At 71.8% G+C, this 22,809-nt stretch carries 22 protein-coding genes; 11 read left to right on the forward strand and 11 right to left on the reverse strand.

Annotated elements, in window-relative coordinates:
• From ACE101_RS10475 to ACE101_RS10520, 10 genes are all read right to left on the reverse strand, one after another.
• Complete coding sequence (locus tag ACE101_RS10475) at positions 1-618, reverse strand: K(+)-transporting ATPase subunit C (protein WP_379128844.1); 618 nt, start codon at positions 616-618, stop codon at positions 1-3.
• A 23-nt stretch (positions 619-641) separates the two neighbouring features.
• Positions 642-2,753, reverse strand: a complete 2,112-nt coding sequence (gene kdpB, locus ACE101_RS10480) for a potassium-transporting ATPase subunit KdpB (RefSeq protein ID WP_379128847.1) — start codon at positions 2,751-2,753, stop codon at positions 642-644.
• 75 nt (positions 2,754-2,828) lie between these two features.
• Positions 2,829-3,050, reverse strand: coding sequence for a hypothetical protein (locus tag ACE101_RS10485; protein WP_379128850.1), 222 nt, complete (start codon positions 3,048-3,050; stop codon positions 2,829-2,831).
• Position 3,051: 1 nt separating this feature from the next.
• A complete protein-coding gene (gene kdpA, locus ACE101_RS10490) occupies positions 3,052-4,767 on the reverse strand; it encodes a potassium-transporting ATPase subunit KdpA (protein WP_379128853.1) in 1,716 nt (571 codons plus the stop codon).
• Positions 4,768-4,781: 14 nt separating this feature from the next.
• Entirely contained in the window at positions 4,782-4,883 is a 102-nt protein-coding gene (locus tag ACE101_RS10495; RefSeq protein ID WP_379128856.1) for a K(+)-transporting ATPase subunit F, read from the reverse strand.
• Between the two features lie 13 nt (positions 4,884-4,896).
• Complete coding sequence (locus ACE101_RS10500) at positions 4,897-5,022, reverse strand: hypothetical protein (RefSeq protein ID WP_379128859.1); 126 nt, start codon at positions 5,020-5,022, stop codon at positions 4,897-4,899.
• A gap of 488 nt (positions 5,023-5,510) precedes the next feature.
• Complete coding sequence (locus ACE101_RS10505; RefSeq protein WP_379128861.1) at positions 5,511-6,629, reverse strand: nickel/cobalt efflux transporter; 1,119 nt, start codon at positions 6,627-6,629, stop codon at positions 5,511-5,513.
• A 15-nt stretch (positions 6,630-6,644) separates the two neighbouring features.
• Positions 6,645-6,923 (reverse strand): metal/formaldehyde-sensitive transcriptional repressor, encoded by a 279-nt coding sequence (locus ACE101_RS10510; RefSeq protein ID WP_379128864.1) that lies wholly within the window; start codon positions 6,921-6,923, stop codon positions 6,645-6,647.
• Between the two features lie 88 nt (positions 6,924-7,011).
• Positions 7,012-8,310: a sensor histidine kinase gene (locus tag ACE101_RS10515; protein WP_379128867.1), complete on the reverse strand. Its 1,299-nt coding sequence runs from the start codon at positions 8,308-8,310 to the stop codon at positions 7,012-7,014.
• 11 nt (positions 8,311-8,321) lie between these two features.
• Positions 8,322-9,062 carry a response regulator gene (locus ACE101_RS10520; RefSeq protein WP_379128869.1) on the reverse strand — a complete coding sequence of 247 codons (741 nt, stop codon included), beginning with the start codon at positions 9,060-9,062 and terminating at the stop codon, positions 8,322-8,324.
• Between the two features lie 387 nt (positions 9,063-9,449).
• Between ACE101_RS10520 and ACE101_RS10525 the strand changes: the two genes are divergently transcribed.
• The 4 genes from ACE101_RS10525 (at position 9,450) to ACE101_RS10540 (ending at position 13,973) form a co-directional block, all read left to right on the forward strand.
• Positions 9,450-11,180 carry a cytochrome c biogenesis protein DipZ gene (locus ACE101_RS10525; RefSeq protein WP_379128871.1) on the forward strand — a complete coding sequence of 577 codons (1,731 nt, stop codon included), beginning with the start codon at positions 9,450-9,452 and terminating at the stop codon, positions 11,178-11,180.
• Between the two features lie 135 nt (positions 11,181-11,315).
• Entirely contained in the window at positions 11,316-12,368 is a 1,053-nt protein-coding gene (locus ACE101_RS10530) for an alpha/beta fold hydrolase (protein WP_379128874.1), read from the forward strand.
• Complete coding sequence (locus ACE101_RS10535) at positions 12,358-12,879, forward strand: cytochrome P460 family protein (RefSeq protein WP_379128877.1); 522 nt, start codon at positions 12,358-12,360, stop codon at positions 12,877-12,879. Before ACE101_RS10530 ends, ACE101_RS10535 begins: the two co-directional genes overlap by 11 nt.
• Before the next feature lie 53 nt (positions 12,880-12,932).
• A complete protein-coding gene (locus ACE101_RS10540; RefSeq protein ID WP_379128879.1) occupies positions 12,933-13,973 on the forward strand; it encodes an adenylate/guanylate cyclase domain-containing protein in 1,041 nt (346 codons plus the stop codon).
• A 40-nt stretch (positions 13,974-14,013) separates the two neighbouring features.
• On the opposite strand, the gene ACE101_RS10545 is transcribed toward ACE101_RS10540, so the two are convergent.
• Positions 14,014-14,925: a LysR family transcriptional regulator gene (locus tag ACE101_RS10545; protein ID WP_379128882.1), complete on the reverse strand. Its 912-nt coding sequence runs from the start codon at positions 14,923-14,925 to the stop codon at positions 14,014-14,016.
• A 240-nt stretch (positions 14,926-15,165) separates the two neighbouring features.
• Between ACE101_RS10545 and ACE101_RS10550 the strand changes: the two genes are divergently transcribed.
• The 7 genes from ACE101_RS10550 (at position 15,166) to ACE101_RS10580 (ending at position 22,716) form a co-directional block, all read left to right on the forward strand.
• Entirely contained in the window at positions 15,166-16,800 is a 1,635-nt protein-coding gene (locus ACE101_RS10550; RefSeq protein WP_379128885.1) for a flavin-containing monooxygenase, read from the forward strand.
• A 35-nt stretch (positions 16,801-16,835) separates the two neighbouring features.
• Positions 16,836-17,804, forward strand: a complete 969-nt coding sequence (locus tag ACE101_RS10555; RefSeq protein WP_379128888.1) for an alpha/beta hydrolase — start codon at positions 16,836-16,838, stop codon at positions 17,802-17,804.
• Positions 17,805-17,935: 131 nt separating this feature from the next.
• Positions 17,936-19,204 (forward strand): ABC transporter substrate-binding protein, encoded by a 1,269-nt coding sequence (locus ACE101_RS10560; protein ID WP_379128890.1) that lies wholly within the window; start codon positions 17,936-17,938, stop codon positions 19,202-19,204.
• A gap of 63 nt (positions 19,205-19,267) precedes the next feature.
• Positions 19,268-20,170: a branched-chain amino acid ABC transporter permease gene (locus ACE101_RS10565; protein ID WP_379128892.1), complete on the forward strand. Its 903-nt coding sequence runs from the start codon at positions 19,268-19,270 to the stop codon at positions 20,168-20,170.
• Position 20,171: 1 nt separating this feature from the next.
• On the forward strand, positions 20,172-21,233 hold the full coding sequence (locus tag ACE101_RS10570) for a branched-chain amino acid ABC transporter permease (protein ID WP_379128895.1): 1,062 nt from the start codon (positions 20,172-20,174) through the stop codon (positions 21,231-21,233).
• On the forward strand, positions 21,233-22,000 hold the full coding sequence (locus tag ACE101_RS10575) for an ABC transporter ATP-binding protein (protein WP_379128898.1): 768 nt from the start codon (positions 21,233-21,235) through the stop codon (positions 21,998-22,000). Before ACE101_RS10570 ends, ACE101_RS10575 begins: the two co-directional genes overlap by 1 nt.
• 2 nt (positions 22,001-22,002) lie before the next feature.
• Positions 22,003-22,716 carry an ABC transporter ATP-binding protein gene (locus ACE101_RS10580; RefSeq protein ID WP_379128901.1) on the forward strand — a complete coding sequence of 238 codons (714 nt, stop codon included), beginning with the start codon at positions 22,003-22,005 and terminating at the stop codon, positions 22,714-22,716.
• Positions 22,717-22,809: the final 93 nt, after the last annotated feature.

Raw genomic sequence — 22,809 nt, forward strand, 5'->3', positions numbered from 1 at the left:
TTAGCGGACGGCCGGTTTGCCGGCGAGGCCGTCGAGGGCGAGATTGAGGGCGAGCACGTTCACCCGCGGCTCGCCGAGGAGGCCGAGGGTGCGGCCCTGGACCTGCGCGGCGACGAGGTCGCGCAGCCGCGCCTCCGGCAGGGCGCGCGCCCTGGCGACGCGGGGCACCTGGAACAGGGCGGCCTCGGGCGAGATGTCGGGGTCGAGCCCCGAGCCGCTCGTGGTGACGAGGTCGACCGGCACCGGCGCCCCCGGATTCTCGGCCCTGAGCCGCTCGACATCGGCCTTGACCCGCTCGGCCAGGGCCGCGCTGGTCGGCCCGAGGTTGGAGCCGCCGGAACCGGCGGCGTTGTAGGGCGCCGCGACGGTCTTCGTGGCATCGGCCGGATCCGGCGCCGTGGTGGCCGAGGGCCGGCCCCGGAAGTAGCCGGCGCCGGCGAAGCTCTGGCCGATCAGGCGCGAGCCGATCACGACGCCGTCGCGCTCGATCAGGCTGCCGGCGGCCTGGGCCGGGAAGAGCAGGCCGGCCATGCCGGTCATGGCGAGCGGATAGGCGAGGCCCGTGACCAGGGTCAGGACGGCCCCGAGGACCAGGGTGGGACGGAGATGGTTCCACATGACAGGTCTCGTTCGGTTGAGGCTCAGGCGAGGTGCAGGGCGCTGACCGCGAGGTCGATGAGCTTGATGCCCGCGAAGGGCACCAGGACGCCGCCGAGCCCGTAGATCAGCAGGTTGCGGCGCAGGAGCGAGGCCGCACCCACCGCCCGGTAGCGCACGCCCTTGAGCGCGAGCGGGATCAGCGCCACGATGATCAGCGCGTTGAAGATGATCGCCGAGAGGATCGCGCTCTGCGGCGAGGCCAGCCCCATCACGTTGAGGGCCTGGAGCTGCGGGTAGAGGGTGACGAACATCGCCGGGATGATGGCGAAGTACTTCGCCACGTCGTTGGCGATGGAGAAGGTGGTGAGCGCGCCGCGGGTCATCAGCAGCTGCTTGCCGATCCCGACGATCTCGATGAGCTTGGTCGGGTCGGAATCGAGGTCGACCATGTTGCCGGCCTCGCGGGCCGCCACCGTGCCGGTGTTCATGGCGACGCCCACATCCGCCTGGGCGAGGGCCGGCGCGTCGTTGGTGCCGTCGCCGCACATGGCGACGAGCTTGCCCTCGGCCTGCTCCCTGCGGATGAGCGCGAGCTTGTCCTCCGGCGTGGCCTGGGCGAGGAAGTCGTCGACGCCCGCCTCCGCGGCGATCGCCGCCGCGGTCATCGGGTTGTCGCCCGTGATCATCACCGTGCGGATGCCCATGCGGCGCAATTCCGCGAACCGCTCCCGGATGCCGCCCTTCACGATGTCCTTGAGGGCGATCACCCCGAGGAGGCGCCCGTCGCGGGCGACGGCGAGCGGCGTGCCGCCGGCCTTGGCGATCTCCTCGGCGATGGCGCGGATCTCGGCGACCGTCTCGCCGCCGGGCTCCGCCTGGTCGGCGAGCGCCGCGTTGGAGCCCCGGACCGCCGCCGGCTGCATCGTGACCGAGGCGATGACGGCCTCAACCGCGCCCTTGCGGATGGTCGAGCCGTCGAGATCGACGCCGCTCATCCGCGACTGCGCCGTGAAGGGCACGAAGCTGGCGTTGAGGCTCGCCATGTCGCGGGCGCGGATGCCGACCTTCTCCTTGGCCAGCACCACGATGGAGCGGCCCTCCGGCGTCTCGTCGGCGAGGGAGGCGAGCTGGGCGGCGTCCGCGAGGTCCTGCTCGCTCACGCCGTGCACCGGGCGGAACTCCGTGGCCTGCCGGTTGCCGAGGGTGATGGTGCCGGTCTTGTCGAGGAGCAGCGTGTCGACGTCGCCCGCCGCCTCGACGGCGCGGCCGGACATGGCGAGCACGTTGAAGCGCACCAGCCGGTCCATGCCCGCGATGCCGATGGCCGAGAGGAGCGCCCCGATGGTGGTCGGGATCAGCGTGACGAAGAGGGCGACGAGGACGATGAGCGGGATGGCGCCGCCCGCGTAGGAGGCGAAGCTCGGGATCGAGGCCACCGCGAAGACGAAGATGATGGTGAGGCCGGCGAGCAGGATGTTGAGCGCGATCTCGTTCGGCGTCTTCTGGCGCGCCGCGCCCTCGACCAGGGCGATCATCCGGTCGACGAAGGTGGAGCCGGCCGCGGCGGTGATGCGCACGCGGATCCAGTCCGAGAGCACCTGCGTGCCGCCGGTCACCGCCGAGCGGTCGCCGCCGGATTCGCGGATGACCGGGGCGGATTCGCCGGTGATCGCGGCCTCGTTGACCGAGGCGACGCCCTCGATCACCTCGCCGTCGGAGGGGATGAGGTCGCCGGCCTCGACCAGCACCACATCGCCGACCTTCAGGCTCGTGCCGGGTACCACCCGGTGGGCGGTGCGCGGGCCGCCCACCGCCGCGGCGGGGCCGGTGAGGAGCTTGGCGGTCATCTCCGTGCGGGTGCGCCGCAGGGAATCGGCCTGCGCCTTGCCGCGGCCCTCCGCGATGGCCTCGGCGAAGTTGGCGAACAGGACGGTGAACCACAGCCAGAGGATGATCTGGCCCGAGAAGGCGAGGTTCTCGCCGCCGACGGCGACGTCGCGCAGGAACAGCATTGTGGTGAGGGCGGCGACCACCTCGACCACGAACATCACGGGATTCCTGACGAGGATGCGCGGGTCGAGCTTGCGCACCGCGCCGACGAGCGCGGGCCCGGCGAGGGCGGCGCTGAGCAGGGAGGAAGACTGGCGAGCCATGGAAGGGTGTCCGCGAGGGTGGACGATTGCGGGGCCGGCGCGGCGCGCCGGTCCCGGATGGGGGCGTGAGCGGGTTCAGTGCTGCGCGAGGCCGCGGCCGATGAGGTCGATGCCGGCCATGAGCGCGAAGCCCCCCAGAAGGGTCACGCCCACGAGGGCGAGGACGAGGTCGGAGGCTCTCCAGCCGCCCCGCGGGGCCATCCGGCTCCAGGCCGGCGGGCGGGGACGGTGAAGGGAGAGCCCCCGGCGCAGGGCCGCGCGCCGCTGCGCGGCCTTGAACGAGGCGGATTCGCGCATCTCAGCCCCCCGTCGCGAAGGTCTGGCCGGCCGCGCCGGCGAGGTGCTCGACCACCGGCCCGAGCGCGAGCGCCGGGAAGAAGGTCAGGCCGCCGATGATGATGATCACCCCGACGAGCAGGCCGACGAACAGGCCGCCATGGGTCGGGAAGGTGCCGGCGGAGGCCGGCACGGTCTTCTTGGCGGCGAGCGAGCCGGCGATGGCGAGCGCCGGGATCTTCACGAAGAAGCGCCCGACCAGCATGCCGACCGCCAGGGTCGAGTTGTAGAACAGGGTGTTGGCCGAGAGTCCCCCGAAGGCCGAGCCGTTGTTGGCCGCCGCCGAGGTGTAGGCGTAGAGGATCTCCGAGAAGCCGTGCGGCCCCGCATTGGCGATCCCGGCGAGCCCGGCGGGCAGCACGGTGGCCAGCGCCGTGAGGCCCAGCATCATCAGGGGCAGGCAGAGGATGCCGAGCATCGCCATCTTCACCTCCTTGGCCTCGATCTTCTTGCCGAGGTATTCGGGGGTGCGCCCGACCATCAGGCCGGCGACGAAGATCGCCACCACGACGAAGATCAGCATGCCGTAGAGGCCGGCCCCGACGCCACCGATGATGATCTCGCCGAGCTGCATGTTGATCAGCGGGATCATGCCGCCGAGCGCCGTGAAGCTGTCGTGCATGGCGTTGACCGCCCCGCAGGAGGCCGCCGTGGTGACGACCGCGAACAGCGCCGAGGCGGCGATGCCGAAGCGGACCTCCTTGCCCTCCATGTTGCCGCCGGACAGGCCGAGGGTGGTGAGGACGGAACTGCCGCTCGCCTCGGCCCAGTAGGTCACGAGGACGCCCGCCAGGAACAGGACGCCCATGGCCGCGAGGATCGCCCAGCCCTGGCGCTCGTCGCCGACCATGCGGCCGAAGACGTTGGTGAACGCCGCGCCGATGGCGAAGATCGAGACCATCTGCACGACGTTCGACAGGGCGGTCGGGTTCTCGAAGGGATGGGCCGCGTTGGCGTTGAAGAAGCCGCCGCCGTTGGTGCCCAGCATCTTGATGGCGATCTGGCTCGCCACCGGGCCGAGCGCGATGGTTTGCTTGCCCCCCTCCAGGGTGGTGGCCTCGACGGAGGCGCCGAGCGTCTGCGGGATGCCCTGCCAGACCAGGAACAGCGTGGCGGCGACGCAGATCGGCAGGAGGACGTAGAGGGTGGCCCGGGTGAGATCGACCCAGAACGAGCCGAGGGTGTGCGTCGAGGCGCGGGCGAAGCCGCGGATCAGCGCCACCGCCACCGCCATGCCGGCGGCGGCCGAGAGGAAGTTCTGGTGCGTCAGGCCCAGCATCTGCGACAGGTACGAGAGCGTGGTCTCGCCGCCGTAGGATTGCCAGTTGGTGTTGGTGAGGAAGCTCGTCGTCGTGTTGAAGGCGAGGTCCGGTGCCACCGCCGCCTGATCGGCCGGGTTGAGGGGCAGGACGGCCTGCAGGCGCAGGATGCCGTAGAGCACCAGGAAGCCGAAGACGTGGAAGACGATCAGCGCGCCCGCATAGCCGAGCCAGGTCTGCTCCTGGCGCGCGTCGAGCCCGGCCGCGCGGTAGAGCCCGCGCTCGACGGGGGCGAGCACGGGCGAGAGGACGGTTCGTTCGCCGTTGAAGACGCGCGTCATGTAGCCGCCGAGCGGCCGGACGAGCGCCAGCACGACCGCGCCGTAGAGCGCGATCTGCAGCCAGCCATTGAGTGTCATGGGTTTCGGGTCCTTCAGAACCGCTCGGGGCGGACGAGGGCGTAAGTGAGGTAGACGAGGAGCCCCGCGGTCACGAGGGCGCCGAGGGTGAGATCGAGGGTGAGATCGAGGGTCATGGGGCGGCGTCCCTCACAGCCGATCGCACAGGACGATGTAGCCGACCGAGGCGGCGAAGAACGCCACGCCTGCGGCGATGAAGACGGTGTCGAGCATGGTTGGTCCGATCAGTCCGGGCAGGACACCGGCGGAATTCAAGTCTCCGCAGGGTGCTGCCGGGGGTCAGGATGCTCGGGAACGGCGTTAGGAATCGAGATGGACCGCGGGTTCATCTTATAAAGAAGGCATAAGGATTCGGGCCGGCCCGATCCCCAGGGCGTCGCGACGGCGCGGATGGTCCTGCCAGCCCCGGGCATCCCCGGCCTCGGCCTGCTCCTGCCGGCCGGCATGCCGCTGCCGGCTCGCCGGGCTTCCCGGCTGTCGCGACGATGCCCGCCGGGGCCGCCGCCTGGCGGGGCCTTCCGATCCGCCGGTTCGGAGCCTGGCTGACCGGTATTGCCGTCATCCCACCCTCAGGATGAGGGTGATACGGTTTCCGGACGATCACTTTCGGAAACCGTATCACGAGCCCGCGCGGCGCCTGAGCGAGGCCGGTTTCCGCATCGCGAAGCGATCATCCGGAAACCGTATGAGACCAGGACACAGGGTTTTCCGAAGGCGGTCGCCGAGAACCGTCGAACGGGCTCTCAGCCCGCCGTGCGGGTCACCCCGCTCACCGCATGCCCGCCCTCCGCATGGCGGAGGCCCGCGATGCCGAGCCAGCCGGTGTAGAGGCCGACGAGCACGATCAGCACCGCCGAGGCATAGGGGGCCCGCCGCGCCACCGTGCCGAAGCCCGGCCAGCGGGTCGCGACGTGCCGGACGCTCAGCGCGGCGAGGATTCCGGCCGAGACCAGCGTGAGCGCCAGGCCGATGCTGAAGCAGACGACGAGGGCGAAGCCGAGGCTGAACTGCTTGAGCTGGATGCACAGGAGCAGGACCGTGATCGCCGCCGGGCACGGGATCAGGCCGCCGGTGAGGCCGAACAGGACGATCTGGCCGGTCGTGACGCTGCGCCCGGAGAAGCGGCGCCGGATGTCCTCGGCATGCGCCCGGGCATGGGCGTCCTCCGCCTCGCCCGCGTGCGGGAAGGCGTGGTCGTGCTCCGCGCAGACGACCGCGTGCGTCTCCGTGCCGTCGCGGCGCCTGAGGTGGAGGCGGGCCGTGAAGGCGTGCGGCTCGGGGATCGCGTCCAGGCTCTCCAGGTAGCCGGGGCGGGCGGCGAACCGGAAGTCCTGCCGGGCGCCGTCCGGCCGCACCGTCTCCACCGTCACGGCCTCCGCCGCCGGGAGGGGGCAGCTCTCGGCGCTCACGCGCCAGCGCGGCGGCCCGCCGTCCTCGAACACGGCGAGTGCCAGCCGTCCGTCCGCCGTGGCGACCGAATGCTGCTCGTCGTGATGGTGATGATGGCGGTGGCCGTGCTGCTCGCGCCAGGTGCGCCACGCCATCCAGAGGGCGATGCCCACGATGAGCGCCGCGGAGGCGAGCTGGAAATACGGCTCGCTCGCCTCGCCGCCCCATTCGCGGCCGAGCGCCTGCCCGCCGAGCGCGATGATCCACACCACCGCCGTGTGCGACAGCGTGGCCGCCAGCCCCAGCAGCACCGCCTGGGTCACCGTGCCGCGCACGGCGATGATGAAGGCGGCCATCATGGTCTTCGAATGGCCGGGTTCGAGCCCGTGCAGGGCGCCGAGCAGGATCGCGCTCGGCACGAACAGCCACGCATGCGCGGCACCCTGCTGAAGCAGGTCGGGCAGGGAGGTCATGGGCGATGCCTTCCGTTACTTGAGGTAGGTGCGCACGACGTCGATCAGCTCGGCCGCGCCCTTGGCGCGGTCGGCATCCGGCTCGCTGTCGGGGTTCACGACGTGATGGCGGATGTGATCCTCCATCAGCTCGGCGGTGAGGCCGTTGATGGCGCCCCGCATCGAGGCGACCAGCATCAGCACGTCGGTGCAGCCGATCTCCGCCTCCAGGGCGCGCTCCACCGCCTCCGCCTGTCCTTTGATCCGCCGGATGCGTCCGAGCAGCTTCGCCTTGTCCTTGACCGTGTGCGACACCGGCACCTCCCTCCGATAAGATAGGGGGATACCCTATAGTACCGGCGAGGCGCCTGCGACCCTCCGCCGCCGGAGGCCGGGCCGCGCCTCAGGGCAGCGTGAGGGTCGCGCAGAGGCCGCCGCCCTCGCGGTTGCGCAGCGTCAGCGTCGCGCCGATCGCCCCCGCGAGCTGGTGGGCGATGGCGAGGCCGAGCCCGGTGCCGCCGGTCTCGCGGTTGCGCGACGGTTCCAGGCGGACGAAAGGCAGCAGGACGGCGTCGAGCCGGTCGGGCGGGATGCCCGGTCCGCGGTCGAGGATCGCGATCGCGGTCCGCCCTCCGGACGCCTCCACGGCGACCTCGGCCCGGCCGGCGAACTTGAGGGCGTTGTCGATCAGGTTGGTGAGGATGCGGCGCAGGGCCTGCGGGCGCGTCACCACGGTCGCCCGCGCCAGCCCCAAGGGCGCGACGTTCCGGCCGGTATCCTGGTAGTCGAACACGAGGCTTTCGACGAAGGCGCGCAGATCGAGGCGGGCCGGCGCCTCCGCGTCGCCGTGGACGCTGCGCGCATAGGCGATGCCCTCGCGGACCAGCGCCCCGATCGCGTCGAGGTCGCGCAGCAGGTGCTGCCGCGCCGGGCTCTCGTCCTGCGTCTCGGCGCGCAGGCGCAGGCGCGTCAGCGGCGTCTGGAGATCGTGCGAGATCGCGGCCAGGATCTCGACCCGCTCGTCGCTATGGCGGGCGATCCGGTCCTGCATGGCGTTGAAGGCCCGGGCCGCATGGACCACCTCGGCGGGGCCGCGCTCGGGGAAGCGCGCCGGGCGCCGGGCCGGATCGTAGGCGTTCGCCGCGTCGGCGAGCTGCGCCACCGGCCGGATCGCGAGCCGCACCGCGAGCCAGATGCAGACGAGCAGCAGGACGAGCTGCGCGAGCAGCACGGCGGGAAGCCAGGAGGCGAGCGGCATCGGCGACGGCGTGACCGTGATCGTCACCGGCGCGCCGTCGCCGAGGACGACATGGGCCTGGAGCCGCTCCGGCGTCCCCGGAACGGCGTCGATCCGCACGCCCCGCCCCCCGATGGCTTGGCGGATCTCCCCGGCGATGGCCTCGCCGCGGGCGGAGAGGTCCGGGCGGCCGGGGCGGCCGGGACCGAGGCCGTAGCGGTAGGTCCGCCGGTCGAGGAGCGGGATCCAGTCGGGGCGCTCGGCGGCCGGCAGCCGGTCGAGGAGCGCGACGCCGACCGCGACGTCGCGCTGCAACGTGGTCAGCATCACCGCGCGGGCCGAGAGGTCGCGCTCCAGGAAGAGAACCGCGAAGGAGAGGGCCTGCGCCACGACGAGGCCGGCGAGCAGGATCAGGAACAGCCGGGCGCGCAGGCTCCGCGCCCAGGTCGCAAGGGATCGGGCCATCCCCAGGGTCCTCATGCGCGCGCCGTCACGATCGTGACCGGCACGGCGAGGACGTAGCCCTCGCTGCGCACCGTCTTGATGCAGGTCGGCTCGCGCGCGTCGTCCTTCAGCCGCTGGCGCAGGCGGCTGACCAGGAGGTCGATGGAGCGGTCGAACAGGTCGGCCTCGCGGCCCTGCGTCAGGTTGAGGAGCTGGTCGCGCGACAGGACCCGCTGGGGATGGTCGAGGAAGACCCGCAGCAGCCGGTACTCCGCGCCGCTGAGCGCGACGACCGTCCCCGTCTCGTCGATCAGGTGCCGGGCGGTGGTGTCGAGCCGCCACGCCCCGAAGGCCAAGAGCTGGCCGACCTCGGTGACCTGAAGATTCGGCGGCAGCATCCGGGTGCGGCGCAGGACGGCCTTGATGCGGGCGAGCAGCTCGCGCGCCGCGAAGGGCTTCACGAGGTAGTCGTCCGCGCCCATCTCCAGCCCGACGATCCGGTCCGTCTCGTCGCCGCGCGCCGTCAGCATCAGGATCGGCGTCGCCCTGTGTTTGCCCACGCGCAGCTCCCGGCAGAGCACGAGGCCGTCGTCCCCCGGCATCATCACGTCGAGGACGATGAGGTCGACGCGGTCGGCCTCGAGGAAGGCCCGCATCTGGCGCCCGTCCGCGGCGACGCTCACGCGCAGGCCGTTCTTCCTCAGATAGGCCGAGAGCAGATCGCGGATCTCGCGGTCGTCGTCGACGATCAGGACATGGTCGATCTCGGTCATCGGAACGGGTCTCGGCGTCGCGTGTCCGGACACGGTACACGACGGCGTGGGGGCCGTGCTGAACCGGCGGATCGGCCGTCGCCAGCTCCTCCCCCTTTCCCGGACGACTGAAGCGCCAGCGGAAGGAGGTCCGGGAAGGGGGCTGACGATGCACGATCGGCTTGTTCAGGACGGCCGCCCCGCCCCGCCGCGTCGCGTGATGCCCAGATGGCGGCGCGGCCTGCGGACCGGTGCGGGACGGGATATTTCGTATCGCAGTGTAACCGGCCGGCCGGCACGCGAAGGAGGGGCCGACAGAGCGATACAGAGCGGCGCGGTCCGGAAAACACGGCGGATACGTCCGGCGGGCTCTCAAGGACCCGCATCCACGGGCAGCCCGAGGCCGCCATGACCCTGTTCCTCCTCGCCTACCTCGCCGGCGGGCTGACGATCCTCAGCCCCTGCATCCTTCCCGTCCTGCCGGTCGTCCTCGCCCGCGCGGGGCGGCCGTTCTCCGGGAGCACGCTGCCGGTCCTCGCCGGGCTCGTCGCGGCCTTCGCCGGGGTCGCGACGCTCGCCGCCATCGGGGGCGGCTGGGCAGTCCGCCTCAACGAGGCCGGCCGGGCCGCCGCCCTGGCGCTCCTCGCCCTGTTCGCCGTGACGCTGCTGTCGCGGCGGGCCGCCGCCCGCCTCCACGCGCCCCTGGTGCGGCTCGGCGGCGCCCTGTCGGACCGGGCCCGCGCGCGCGATCCGGCGGGCGTGCCGGCCGGGCTGGCGCTCGGCTTCGCCACCGGGCTCCTCTGGTCCCCCTGCGCGGGGCCGATCCTCGGCCTCGTCCTGACCGGCGCGGCCCTGAACGGTCCCTCGCTGCACACGACGCTCCTGCTCGCCACCTACGCGGCGGGTGCCGCCACCGCGCTGGCCGGAGCCGCCCTCGTTGGCCGCCCGCTCCTTGCCGCGGCGAGGCGCCGGCCCGGCCTCGGCGAGCGCCTGCGCCAGGGACTCGGTGCGGCCATCCTGGCCCTCGTCGCGACGAGCGCGCTCGGCCTCGAATCCGGCTCCCTCGCGGGCCTGTCCGATCCGGGCACCGCCGCCCTCGAACGCGCCCTCGTCGCGGGCCTTCGGGGAGAGGGCACCTCCGGCGCCGAGCCCGCGGCGCCCCGGAGCCGCCTGCCGGTCGAGGGCCACCTCCCGTCCCTCGACGGCGCCGCGCCGTGGCTGAACGGCGAGCCGGTCACCGCTGCGCAGCTCCGCGGCAAGGTGGTCCTCGTCCATGTCTGGACCTATTCCTGCATCAACTGCATCCGCACCATCCCGTATGTCCGGGCCTGGGCGGCGCGCTACCGGGACCAGGGCCTCGCCGTGATCGGCGTCCACGCGCCCGAATTCGCCTTCGAGCGCGACGCCGGCAACGTGGCGCGGGCGGTCCGGCGGCTCGGGCTGACCTATCCGGTCGCGCTCGACAACGACTTCACGCTCTGGCGCGCGCTGCGCAACAGCGTCTGGCCCGCCCTGTACATCGCCGATGCGGAGGGCCGGATCCGGCATCACCAGTTCGGCGAGGGCGGCTATGCGCGCGCGGAGGCCGCCATCCGCGACCTCCTCGCCGAGGGCGCGGGACGGCGGGAGGCCGGGGCGCTCCCGACCGTGCCCGACGCGACGGGTCCCGAGGTCGCGCCCGACCTGCGGCATCTTGCATCCGGCGAGGCCTATCTCGGATCCACGAAGGCCGAGGGTTTCGTCTCGCCGGAAGGTCTCGGGGCGGGGGCCGCGCGGGACTACACGCCGGGACGGCCGCGGCTCAACCAATGGGGGCTTGCCGGCAACTGGACCATCCTGCCCGAACAGGCGCGGCTCAACCGCGCGGGCGGGGCGATCACCTGTCGCTTCCGGGCGCGGGACCTTCACCTCGTGCTCGGTCCCGGGCCCGGCGGCCGGCCGATCCGCTTCGCGGTGACGCTGGACGGGGCGGCGCCGGGCGCGGACCACGGGGCGGATACCGATGCCGGCGGTGAGGGCACCGTCACGGAGACGCGGCTCTACCAGCTCGTGCGCCAAGCGGGTGCGGTCGGCGAGCGCACCTTCGAGATCCGCTTCCTCGATCCCGGGCCCGAGGCCTTCGCCTTCACCTTCGGCTGAGCACCGCCCCCGGCAGCCGCCCTGCGGACGTCTTGGACCCGGACGTCTTGGACGAGACCGCGGTGACGGGCCCGCGATCGGGACAAGCCGGCCCGGCTCCGTCGATGCACCATCGAGACGACAGGAGAACCTCCCATGAGCGAAACGATCGATCTTCACCGCCGCCGGCTGGTCGGGGCCGGGGCCGCCATCCTGGCGGCGGCGCCGCTCGGGCTCGCGAGCCCGGCCGTCGCGCAAACCCGCGACGGCGCCCCCGCGAGCCCGCCCGACCCGATCCGCGGCACGCAGCCCGGGTTCGGCCCCCTGAAGCAGGTGGCGGCCGGCGACCTCGATATCGGCTATGCCGAACTCGGCCCGGCGGGCGGGACGCCGGTGCTCCTGCTCCACGGCTGGCCCTACGACATCCACAGCTACGTCGACGTCGCCCCGGCGCTCGCGCGCGCGGGCTACCGCGTACTCGTCCCGTCTCTGCGCGGCTACGGCAGCACGCGCTTCCTGTCCGCCGCGACGCCGCGGAACGGCCAGCAGGCGGCGCTCGCCGTCGACGCGCTGCGCTTCCTCGACGCGCTCGGGATCGCCCGGACCATCGTCGCGGGCTACGATTGGGGGGCGCGGACCGCCGACATCCTGGCGGCGCTCTGGCCCGAGCGCTGCAAGGCCCTGGTCTCGGTGAGCGGCTACCTGATCGGCAGCCAGGCCCTCAACGCCAAGCCCCTGCCGCCCCGGGCCGAGCTCCAGTGGTGGTATCAGTTCTACTTCGCGACCGAGCGCGGCCGGGAAGGCTACGCCCGCAACACCCGCGACTTCGTCCGGCTGATCTGGGAGCTGGCCTCGCCGCAATGGCGCTTCGACGACGCCACCTTCGACCGCTCGGCCCCCGCCTTCGACAATCCGGACCACGTCGCCATCACGATCCACAATTACCGCTGGCGGCTCGGCCTCGCGGAGGGCGAGGCGCGCTATGCCGAGCTGGAGACGCGGCTCGCCGCCCTCCCCCCCATCGCCGTGCCGACGATCACGCTCGAGGGCGATGCCAACGGGGCGCCGCATCCGGATCCGGCCGTCTACGCGAAGAAGTTCACGGGCCGCTACGCGCACCGGCTCATCACCGGCGGCATCGGCCACAACCTTCCCCAGGAGGCCCCGCAGGCCTTCGTCCAGGCGGTGGTCGACGTCGATGGCTTCTGATCGCTGCTCTCGCATCCGCCGGCGCGCGCCCTGGCTCGTGGCCGTCCCGGTCCTGCTGGCCGCGGCCTCCGGCGCCGGCACGGAGGCGGTCCCGGCGGCCTCGCCGATCTTCGGCGTGACCATTCCGGCGGGCTACCGCGACTGGCCGCTCGTCGCCCCGGCCCTGGAGGGCGAGCCGCTGAACGAGCTGCGGGCGGTGCTGGGAAACGAGACCGCCCTGCGGGCCTACCGGGCGGGGACGCTGCCCTTCCCGGACGGCATGATCCTCGTGAAGCTCGCTTGGCGCCACGTCCCCTCGCCCGAGTTCGAGCCGGCGACGATCCCCGGCGCCGCCACCACCGTGCAGGTGATGGTGAAGGATGCCGCGCGCTACCCGGAGACGGGCGGCTGGGGCTTCGGGCGCTTCGTCGACGGCAAGCCCGTGGACGCGGCGCAGCACCAGACCTGCTTTGCCTGCCACGCGGCGCGGGTGAGCGAGCGCGACTTCGTCTTCACCCGGTACGCGCGGTGAATCACGGCGGCGCGGTGCATGAACCGGCCGGCGGGGTGGTGTATCAGGGGGCGATGCGATCGTTCCGGCCCGACGTCTGGATCGCCGCGCCCGTCGTGGGGGCGCTGGCGGGTCTCCTCTACGCCGCCATCTTCGATGTCGGCCTCCTGCGGGACTCGGCCGTGCGGGGCGCCTTCATCGGCTCGCCCATCCTGTTCTACGAGCGCGGCCTGCTGATGCCGGACTGGCGCGACCGGATCCGCCGGGCCGCCACGCCCCTCTTCGCCGCGGCGACGGTCGCGACCTACGTGGCCCTGATCGTCCTCGGCAACGCGGCCGCCGGAACCCTGCTGCACCACCTGTTCGGCTCGATGCCGAATGCCCGCGCGGCGATGATGATGTCGGAATCGGGCTTCCTCTACGCGCTCGGGATCTCGGCGGCGATCGCCTTCGTGTTCCGGGTGCGGGACCTGATCGGGCCGCGCGTCTTCACCAACCTGCTGCTCGGCCGCTACCACCGGCCGATCAGCGAGGAGCGCATCTTCCTGTTCCTCGACGTCGCCGGCTCGACGCGCTTCGCCGAGCAGCACGGCGACCTCGCGGCCCAGCAATATCTCGGCGAGGTGTTCAGCGCCCTCGCCCTGCCGGTGCACCGCTCGGGCGGCTCGATCGACGATTACGTCGGCGACATGGCGCTGGTGAGCTGGACCATCGCCCGGGGCACCCGGAACGCCGCCTGCCTGCGCTGCGTGTTCGACTTCGCCGCCACGCTCCAGGCGGAGGCCGCCACCTGGGAGGCCCGGTTCGGGCAGGTGCCGGGCTTTCGCGCGGCCCTGCATTGCGGCTCGGTCGTCACCGCCGAGATCGGGCTCGAACGCCACAAGATCGCGTATTTCGGCGACACCGTGAACACCACGAGCCGCCTCGAATCCCTCGCCAAGGACCTGGGGGCTTCGGTGCTGGTCTCCGCCGATCTCCTCGGCCGCCTCGGGGACCTGCCGCCCGATCTGGCGGCCGAGGATCTGGGATCGCACGCCATCCGCGGCCGCAACGAGCCGCTCCGGATCGCGGCGATCCGCCGGCGGACCGAGCCGGCTGCCTCCGCGCGCGCGTGACTCACCGCGCGCGCGTGAGTTCCGCGGGCCGCGGCGCCCCTCACCGCGTGCGCCACGCCGGAGGATTGTGCGAGAAGGAATCGTCCAGGAACCTCAGGAAGACCTGGATGCGCTGGCTGAGGTGCCGCCGGCTCCGGTAGAGCGCGTAGATCGGATCCTCCGCCCCGGTATGGTGGTCCGGCAGCACCTCGACCAGCCGGCCCGAGCGCAGATCGTCCGCGATGTGGAACTCGGCCAGCCGCACGATGCCCGCGCCGGCCCGGGCCATGGCCAGGAGCATCTGGCCCGTATTGGCCGCCACGTGGCCGTTCGGCTTGAGCCGCTGGCGGGCGCCCGCCTCGTCGCGCAGGCTCCACAGGCTCCAGGGCGCGGTCGAGGGGAAGTTCAGGCATTCATGCGCGGCGAGGTCCGCCGGGCATCGCGGCGTGCCGCGCTCGGCGAGGTAGGCGGGGGCCGCGCAGATGATCCAGCGGGTGCTGGCGAAGCGGCGCGCCACCAGCGAGGAATCGGCGAGTTCGCCGACATGGATCGCCACGTCGATGCCCCCGTCGAGCAGGTTGCCCGGCTCCATGCTGAGCACGAAATCGAGCCGCAGGGCCGGGTGCAGGCGGCGGAAGACCGGGATCAGCGGCGCGAGCTGATGGGTCGCGAAGGTCGGCATCGAGCGGATGCGCAGCGTGCCCTGCGCCGCCCGGCCGCCGAACACCGAGGCCTCCGCCTCCTCCACCGCCTCGATCGCCCGCAGGGCCGAGGTGTAGAACGCCTCGCCCTCGGCCGTCAGCGTGACGGTGCGGGCGGCCCGGTTGAACAGCGCCACGCCGAGCCGGTTCTCCAGGCGCCCGATCAGCTTGCTCACCGCCGAGGGCGTCATGGTCAGGCTGCGCCCGGCGGCGGAGAAGCCGCCATCCTCCACCGCCCTCACGAAGACGAGCATTTCCCCGAAGCGGTTCACGACCGATCCTGTGAATGTTTTTCACATGTGGTTCGCAGTATGGGAAATGGATGCCGCCCCGGCAACGCGTTAGCCTCCCTCATCGTCGGTGCCGAACACGGCCCGCAAGCCGCAGCGGTCACGCCATGATCCGCGGCGAGACGAGCCGGTGCGCCCGCACGGGTGGACCGCGCCACGCGAGAACGAGACGGACCGCGCATCCGCCGGATGCGACGCGTCCGACCAGGGAGAGAGGACGCCATGGGGAATCCGCGCGCGGAGACCATCGAGGCCGGGTCCGTTCGTCGCTACGACGCGATCGTCGTCGGTGCCGGCTTCTCGGGCCTGTACCAGCTCCACCTCCTGCGCGATCGGCTCGGGTTGTCGGTGCGGGTGCTGGAGGCGGCCGACGGGATCGGCGGCACGTGGTACTGGAACCGCTATCCGGGCGCGCGCTGCGATTCCGAGAGCTACTACTATTCCTACTCGTTCTCGCGTGAGCTGGAGGAGGAGTGGGAGTGGACCGAGCGCTACCCCGAGCACGGCGAGATCCGGCGCTACCTCGACCACGTCGCCGACCGCTTCGACCTGCGGCGCGACATCCAGCTCGAAACCCGCGTGACCGGGGCGAGCTACGACGCGGCGGCGAACCGCTGGACCATCGAGACCCGGAGCGGCGAGCGCTTCGAGGCGCAATTCCTGATCACCGCCGTCGGTTGCCTCTCCACCGCCAACGTCCCCGCCATCCCGGGCCTCGAGAGCTTCGCGGGGCAGTGGTACCACACCGGGCGCTGGCCGCATGAGGGTGTCGACTTCACGGGCAAGCGGGTCGGGCTGATCGGCACCGGCTCGACCGGCATCCAGGCGGCCCCGGTCATCGCCGAGCAGGCGGCCCATCTCACGGTCTTCCAGCGCACCGCCAATTACAGCGTGCCGGCCCGCAACGGCCCGATGGATGCGCAGTTCAAGGCCTGGGTCCGGGAGAACGCGGCCGACTTGCGCCGCAAGGCCCGCGAGGCCACGAACGGCCATCCGTTCGACGTCTCCGAGCGCTCCGCCCTCGACGTCTCGCCGCAGGAGCGGGAGGCGATCTACGAGGCCGCCTGGGAGCGGGGGGGCCTGCGCTTCCGCGCCGCCTTCCGGGACATCCTCCTCGACCGGAACGCCAACGAGACGGCCTCCGACTTCATCCGCGCCAAGATCCGCAGCATCGTCAAGGATCCGGCGGTGGCCGAGGCGCTCACCCCCCGCGACCACCTCTTCGCCACCAAGCGCCCGCCGATCGACACCAACTACTTCGAGACGTTCAACCGCGACAACGTCCGGCTGGTCGATCTCAAGGCGGCGCCGATCGAGGCGATCACGCCGGAGGGTGTGCGCACCCGCGACGCCACCTATCCCCTCGACATCATCGTGTTCGCCACGGGCTTCGACGCGCTGACCGGCCCGCTCCTCGCGCTCAACATCCGCGGCCGCGACGGGCTTCCCCTCCAGGAGACCTGGGCGGCCGGACCGCGCAGCTATCTGGGCCTGCAGATTCCGGGCTTCCCGAACCTCTTCACCATCACCGGGCCGGGCAGCCCCTCGGTGCTGACCAACATGCCGGTCGCCATCGAGCAGCACGCGGAATGGATCGCGCGGTGCATCGCGCATCTGCGCGAGCACGGGCTCGACCGGATCGAGGCGACGCCGGAGGCGACGGAGGCCTGGGTCGCGCATGTCAACGAGGCCGCCTCGGCCACGCTGCTGCCGATGGCGAGCAGCTCCTGGTATCTGGGCGCCAACGTGCCGGGCAAGCCGCGGGTGTTCATGCCCTACGCGGGCGGCATGGCCCATTACCGGAGCATCTGCGACCGGGTCGCAGCGCAGGGCTACGACGGCTTCGTCCTGCGCTGAGCGCGGCATCGGGGTCTCTTGAGAGGGAGAGCGGGATGCCGGCGATGCACCCGGACGTCGTGGCCCTGGTGCGGGCGATCCGGGAATCGGGCCGCCCGCCCTTCGAGGCGCTGGCGCCGGAGGCGGCGCGCGAGGCCTACAGCGCCGGGCGCGCGGCGCTCCAGCCGCCCCCCGATCCGGTGGCGGAGATCCGCGACCTCGCGGCGCACGGCGAGGCCGGCCCGATCCCGCTGCGGCTCTACCGCGGCGCCGGCACGGAACGGGACGCGGTGCTGCCCTGCCTCCTCTACCTGCACGGGGGCGGCTGGATGCTCGGCGATCTCACCTCCCATGACGGGATCTGCCGGCGGCTCGCCAACGGGGCGCGGGCCTGCGTGATCGCGGTCGATTACCGGCTCGCCCCCGAGCATCCCTTTCCGGCGGCTCTGCGCGACGCGGCCGCCGCCCTCGCCTACGTGGCGGCCGAGGCGCAGGCCCTGCGCATCGATCCCGCCCGCCTCGCGGTCGGCGGCGACAGCGCGGGCGGCAACCTCGCGGCCGTCCTCGCCCTGATGGGCCGCGACGGGGACCTGCCGCGCAGCGTCTTCCAGGTCCTGCTCTATCCCGTCACCGACCTCGCCATGACCGGCGAGAGCTACGCGCGCGTCACCGCCGGGGTGCCGATCACGGCCGCGACCATGCGCTACTTCGTCGACCACTACGCCCCCGACCCGGATACCCGCACCCACTGGCACGCCTCGCCGGCCCGGGCGCCGAGCCTCGCAGGGGCGCCGCCCGCCCTGGTGCTCACCTGCACCCACGACCCGCTCTGCGACGAGGGCCGCGACTACGCGCAGCGCCTCGAGGCGGCGGGCGTGCCGGTGACGGCGCTGCATCTCGGTGACCAGATGCACGGCATCCTGACGATGGGACGGGCGATCGGGGCCACCGCGCCGGTCCTCGACTTCACCGCCGCGGCCCTGCGCGAGGCGTGGCGGAGCGCGGCGGGCGAACCGGTGCCGTGAGCACCGCCATCCATTGACTCTCTCCTGGCCTTGCCGGAGGATCGACAGGTCTAACAGCAAGAAAATACAGCACAACCGACGCGAGCCCAGGGCGAAAACGCTCGGGACACAAGACTAGGGACGGAAAACAGATGGGCACGAAGACGCAGAGCCGCCGCGCGCCATCGCGCCGGCAGGTGTTGGGCGGGTTGGCGGCGGGCGCCGCGATCACGGGCTTCCCGCACATCGCGGGCGCCCAGGCGAAGACCATCCGGATCGGCATGCCGACGATCCTGTCCGGGCGCGTCGCGATCCTCGGCACGTCGAGCCGGGCCGCGGTGCAGCTCGCCTTCCGGCAGATCAACGAGGCCGGCGGCATCGGCGGGCGCACCCTGGAGCTGATCGACCGCGATTCCAAGGGCCGGCCCGACGAGGCCGCCAAGGTCACCCGCGACCTCATCAACAACGACGGCTGCGAGATCATCATCGACGGCGAGGCCTCCTCCGGCGCCTTCGCGGTGCACGAGGTGATCCGCGACCTGCCCGTCCTGTGCCTGCACACCTGCTCGGAGACGTCCTCGCTCTCCGCCGACCCGAAGCTGCACGTCAAGACCGCCTTCCGCTGCGCCCGCCAGGGCATCCACGACGCGGTGGCGGGCGGCACCTACGCGGCGCGCATCGCCAAGGAGAAGGGGCTGAAGCGCTGGATGACGTGCTCGCCCGACTACGCCTACGGCCGCGACAACACCGCCGAGTTCCTCGAATTCGCGAAGATGTTCGAGCCCTCGATCGAGACCGTCGATCAAGTCTGGCCGAAGCTGTTCGCCCCGGACTACACCGAGAGCATCACCAAGATCCTGCAGACGAAGCCGCAGGCGGTCTATTCGGCGCTGTGGGGCGGCGACCTCGTGGCCTTCATCGAGCAGAGCAACCTCTACCGGCTGTTCGGCACCATCGCGATGTTCTCGAGCAGCCTCGGCGATCCGCCGGTGCTGACTGCGATCAAGCAGCTGCCGCCGGGCCTCAACACCGCCTATCGCTACAACCGCAACTATCCGGCGAAGCCCGTCAACGTCGCCTTCGCGGACGCGTTCGCCAAGGTCGCCGGCCACGAGCCCACCAACTGGGCGTGGCAGACCTATCTCGGCTGCCTGTTCATCGGCGAGGCGCTCAAGCGCACGAACGGCCGCACCGAGGGCGCCAAGCTCGCCTCCGAGCTGAAGGGCATGGCGGTCGCCGCCCCCTTCGCGGTGGGCGACACGATCACCATGCGCGACAGCGACCACACGATCATCGGCTACCCGGTCGCCTGGGGCCGCACCGTGCCGAAGGCGCCGTTCGTCGAGAACTTCTCCGACGTCGACTGGGCCAGGATCGTCGAACTCGAGACGCAGTGGAAGAAGGGCAAGGGCTACGCCTGACACCCGCCGCGGCGGGGGCGCCCCGCTCCCGCCGCCCCGCCCTCATCTCCGAGGAGAACGGCCTTGAACCTCGAGGCTCTCGTCGACTGCCTGTCGTCGGCATCCTGCGCGGTCACCCAGGTCTCGACCGGGCTGATCGTCGGGATGCTCCTGTTCCTCGTCACCTCGGGCCTGTCCCTGATCTTCGGGGTGCTCGGCATCATCAACTTCACCCACGGCGCCTTCTACATGCTGGGCGCCTACTTCGCCTTCACGGCCTACGCGCTCACCGGGAGCTTCCTCGCCGCGATGGCGGCGGGCGCGGTCGGGGTCGGGCTGTTCGGAATGCTGTTCGAGCGGCTGATCATGAGCCGCGTCTACGGGCGGGACATCCTGATGCAGCTCCTCGTCTGCTACGCGATGATCCTGATCCTCGACGACGGGGTGAAGCTCCTCTACGGCGGCGAGTACCGCATGATGGGCATGCCCGACCTCTTCGCGCTGCCCCCGGTCGAGATCGCCGGCGGCTTCGTGCCGGGCTACTACCTGTTCATGGTGGGCATCGCGCTCGCGGCGGGCCTCGTCCTCTGGCTCGGCATCAACCGCACGCGGCTCGGCAAGATCGTGCGGGCGCTCGCCATCAACCCGCAGATGGTCGGCGCGCTCGGCATCAACACCACGCTCCTCTACGCGGGCGTGTTCGGCCTCGGCAGCCTGCTCGCCGGCCTCGCCGGGGCGCTCGCGGCGCCGATCCGCACGCTCACCCCGGGCATGGGCCTGTCGATCCTGATCGAGAGCTTCATCGTCACGGTGATCGGCGGCATGGGCTCCATCGCCGGGGCCTTCCTGGCCGCCCTGCTCATCGGCTTCACGCGCGCCTTCGGGGCGATCGGCTTCCCGCTCTTCGTCGACGGGATGATGTTCGCCCTAATGGCCCTGGTGCTCATCGTCAAGCCGAGCGGCCTGCTCGGCCGGGAGGCTGCCTGACATGCGTGCCGGTCTCGTCCGCGATCTCGCCGTCGCCTTCGGCGGCCTCGGCCTGCTCCTGGCCCTGCCGATGGCCTTTCCCCAGCCGGCCCTGCGCGACTTCCTGATCTATTTCTTCGCCTACGGCCTGCTCGCGATGTCGCTGAACCTGCTCGTCGGGCTCACCGGCCTCGTGTCCTTCGGGCACGCCGCCTACTTCGCCTCCGGCGCCTACGCGTTCGGGCTGCTCATGCAATCCGGCCGGGTCTCGATCCCGGTGGCGGTGCTGGCCGCGGTCGGCGGCACGGCGCTCATCGCGCTGATCATCGGGGCGATCTGCGTGCGGCTGAAGGAGATCTACTTCTCCTTCATCACGCTGGCCTTCCAGATGTTCATCCACAGCGTCATCGTGACCTGGGTGAGCCTGACCGGCGGCGACCAGGGCCTGCGCGGCGGCATCCCGCGCCCGCCCATCCTCGGCCTCGACCTCAACGACGCCCGGGTGCTCTACGGCGCCTGCGCGGTGGTGTTCGTGCTCTGCATCCTCGCCATGCGGCAGGTGTCGCAATCGCCCTTCGGCTACACGCTGCGGATGATCCGCGACAACCCGGCGAGGGCGAACTTCCTCGGCGTCGACGTGACGGCGATGAAGCTCGGCATCTTCGTCTTCGCGGCGGCGATGGCGAGCGTCGGCGGCCTGATCCTGGCGCTGTTCGTCTCGGGCGCCTACCCGGAATTCGCCTTCTGGACGACCTCGGGCGAGGCGATCTTCATGATCATGCTGGGCGGCATGAAGCTGTTCCTCGGCCCCCTGGTCGGCACGCTGCTGCTCCAGACCCTCAACCACTACGTGACGATCTACACCGAGTATCACGGCCTCGTGCTGGGGACCGTCATCCTCGTCATCGTGCTCGGGCTGCGCCGCGGTCTCGCCGACTTCCTGCACGACGGACTGCAGGCCCGCCGCGCCCGCCGGGCCGCCTCCATCGCCGCGGCGAAGCCGGCGCCCGGGACCTCCGAGGCCGCCCCCTTCGCCCAGGGTTCCTTGACCCAGGGACGCTTCGTCAAGAGCAGGACGGTGTGATGCTGCGCGTCGAGCACCTCTCGAAGTCCTTCGGCGGCGTGCGCGCCACGCGGGACGTCTCGATCGACTTCCCCACGGGCTCGCTGACGGCGATCATCGGGCCGAACGGCGCCGGCAAGACCACCTTCTTCAACCTGATCTCCGGCCATGTCCGGCCGGACGAGGGCCGGGTGCTGTTCGACGGCGCCGACATCGTCGGGCTCTCCAGCCTGGAGGTGGTGCGGCGCGGCATGGCCCGGGCCTTCCAGGTCGCCTCGCTGTTCCCGAGCCTCACCGTCCGCGAGGCGCTCACCGCGGCGGTCGTCTCGCATCAGCGCGGCTCGGGCCGCGTGCTCTCGCGCTTTCCCGTGGCCACGGCCGGCCGCCGGGCGGACGAGATCATGGACCTCCTCGGGCTCGGCCCCAAGGCGGAGATCCTCTCGGCCAACCTCTCGCACGGCGACCAGAAGCTCCTCGACATCGGGCTCGCCCTCGCGATGGACCCGAAGGTGCTCCTTCTCGACGAGCCCACCGCCGGCATGGGCCCCGAGGAGCGCTGGCGGATGATCGGCAAGGTCCACACGCTGTGGGAGGTCACGGGCATGACCGTGCTGTTCATCGAGCACGACATGGGCATCGTCTTCAAGATCGCGCAGACGATCCACGTCCTGAAATACGGCGCCGTCCTGGCGCAGGGCAGCCCGGACGAGATCCGGCGCAATCAGGAGGTGATCGACGCCTATCTGGGCACCGATCACCGCCTCTCCGAGACGGTCGGGGAGGCCTGAGCATGACCGTCCCGATGCTCGAAATGCGCGGCGCCGACGTCTATTACGGCACCAGCCAGATCCTGTTCAACCTCGACCTCAGCGTCGAGAAGGGCCAGACGATGGCGCTGCTCGGCCGCAACGGTGCCGGCAAGAGCACCACCTTCAAGGCCATCGCGGGCATCGCCCCGCCCCGGCGGGGCGAGGTGGTGCTCTCGGGCGAGACCGTCTCGGGCCGGGCACCCTACCGCATCGCCCGGGCCGGCATCGGCTACGTGCCGGAGGACCGCCAGGTCTTTCCCGAGCACAGCGTCGAGGACAACCTGATCGTCGGCGCCAAGCGCGGGCGGCGGGGCGAGGCGCATTGGACGCTGACGCGCATCTACGAGGTCTTCCCGATCCTCGCCGGCATGCGCACGCGGATGGCCGGGCGCCTCTCGGGCGGCGAGCAGCAGATGCTGACCATCGCCCGCGCGCTGATGGGCAATCCCGACGTGCTGCTCCTCGACGAGCCGAGCGAGGGGCTGGCGCCGATCATCGTCCAGGCGATCGGCGGCCTGATCCGGACCCTGCGCGACATGGGCGTCACCATCCTGCTCGCCGAGCAGAACATGCATTTCTGCCTCGACATCGCCACCCACGCGACGGTGGTGGACAAGGGGCAGGTCGTCTACCGCGCGCCGATCGCGGAGCTGCGCGGCAACACCGCGATCACGCAGCGCTACCTCGCGGTGTAGGGCGCCGTCCTCCGTGCCGGCTCGCGACGGTCCGATGCCGCCGTCTGAACGCAGGCCTCGCGGTGAAGCGCGCCGCCCTGAGAACCGTGGTGC

The sequence above is a fragment of the Methylobacterium carpenticola genome (assembly GCF_042748905.1).
Taxonomy (GTDB): domain Bacteria; phylum Pseudomonadota; class Alphaproteobacteria; order Rhizobiales; family Beijerinckiaceae; genus Methylobacterium; species Methylobacterium carpenticola.

Excerpts from the sequence above, each read along its gene's own strand:
- ACE101_RS10475 (WP_379128844.1), bottom strand. The coding sequence starts at position 618 with ATGTGGAACCATCTCCGTCCCACCCTGGTCCTCGGGGCCGTCCTGACC.
- kdpB (WP_379128847.1), bottom strand. The coding sequence starts at position 2,753 with ATGGCTCGCCAGTCTTCCTCCCTGCTCAGCGCCGCCCTCGCCGGGCCC.
- ACE101_RS10485 (WP_379128850.1), bottom strand. The coding sequence starts at position 3,050 with ATGCGCGAATCCGCCTCGTTCAAGGCCGCGCAGCGGCGCGCGGCCCTG.
- kdpA (WP_379128853.1), bottom strand. The coding sequence starts at position 4,767 with ATGACACTCAATGGCTGGCTGCAGATCGCGCTCTACGGCGCGGTCGTG.
- ACE101_RS10495 (WP_379128856.1), bottom strand. The coding sequence starts at position 4,883 with ATGACCCTCGATCTCACCCTCGATCTCACCCTCGGCGCCCTCGTGACC.
- ACE101_RS10505 (WP_379128861.1), bottom strand. The coding sequence starts at position 6,629 with ATGACCTCCCTGCCCGACCTGCTTCAGCAGGGTGCCGCGCATGCGTGG.
- ACE101_RS10515 (WP_379128867.1), bottom strand. The coding sequence starts at position 8,310 with ATGGCCCGATCCCTTGCGACCTGGGCGCGGAGCCTGCGCGCCCGGCTG.
- ACE101_RS10520 (WP_379128869.1), bottom strand. The coding sequence starts at position 9,062 with ATGACCGAGATCGACCATGTCCTGATCGTCGACGACGACCGCGAGATC.
- ACE101_RS10525 (WP_379128871.1), top strand. The coding sequence starts at position 9,450 with ATGACCCTGTTCCTCCTCGCCTACCTCGCCGGCGGGCTGACGATCCTC.
- ACE101_RS10530 (WP_379128874.1), top strand. The coding sequence starts at position 11,316 with ATGAGCGAAACGATCGATCTTCACCGCCGCCGGCTGGTCGGGGCCGGG.
- ACE101_RS10535 (WP_379128877.1), top strand. The coding sequence starts at position 12,358 with ATGGCTTCTGATCGCTGCTCTCGCATCCGCCGGCGCGCGCCCTGGCTC.
- ACE101_RS10540 (WP_379128879.1), top strand. The coding sequence starts at position 12,933 with ATGCGATCGTTCCGGCCCGACGTCTGGATCGCCGCGCCCGTCGTGGGG.
- ACE101_RS10550 (WP_379128885.1), top strand. The coding sequence starts at position 15,166 with ATGGGGAATCCGCGCGCGGAGACCATCGAGGCCGGGTCCGTTCGTCGC.
- ACE101_RS10555 (WP_379128888.1), top strand. The coding sequence starts at position 16,836 with ATGCCGGCGATGCACCCGGACGTCGTGGCCCTGGTGCGGGCGATCCGG.
- ACE101_RS10560 (WP_379128890.1), top strand. The coding sequence starts at position 17,936 with ATGGGCACGAAGACGCAGAGCCGCCGCGCGCCATCGCGCCGGCAGGTG.
- ACE101_RS10570 (WP_379128895.1), top strand. The coding sequence starts at position 20,172 with ATGCGTGCCGGTCTCGTCCGCGATCTCGCCGTCGCCTTCGGCGGCCTC.
- ACE101_RS10575 (WP_379128898.1), top strand. The coding sequence starts at position 21,233 with ATGCTGCGCGTCGAGCACCTCTCGAAGTCCTTCGGCGGCGTGCGCGCC.
- ACE101_RS10580 (WP_379128901.1), top strand. The coding sequence starts at position 22,003 with ATGACCGTCCCGATGCTCGAAATGCGCGGCGCCGACGTCTATTACGGC.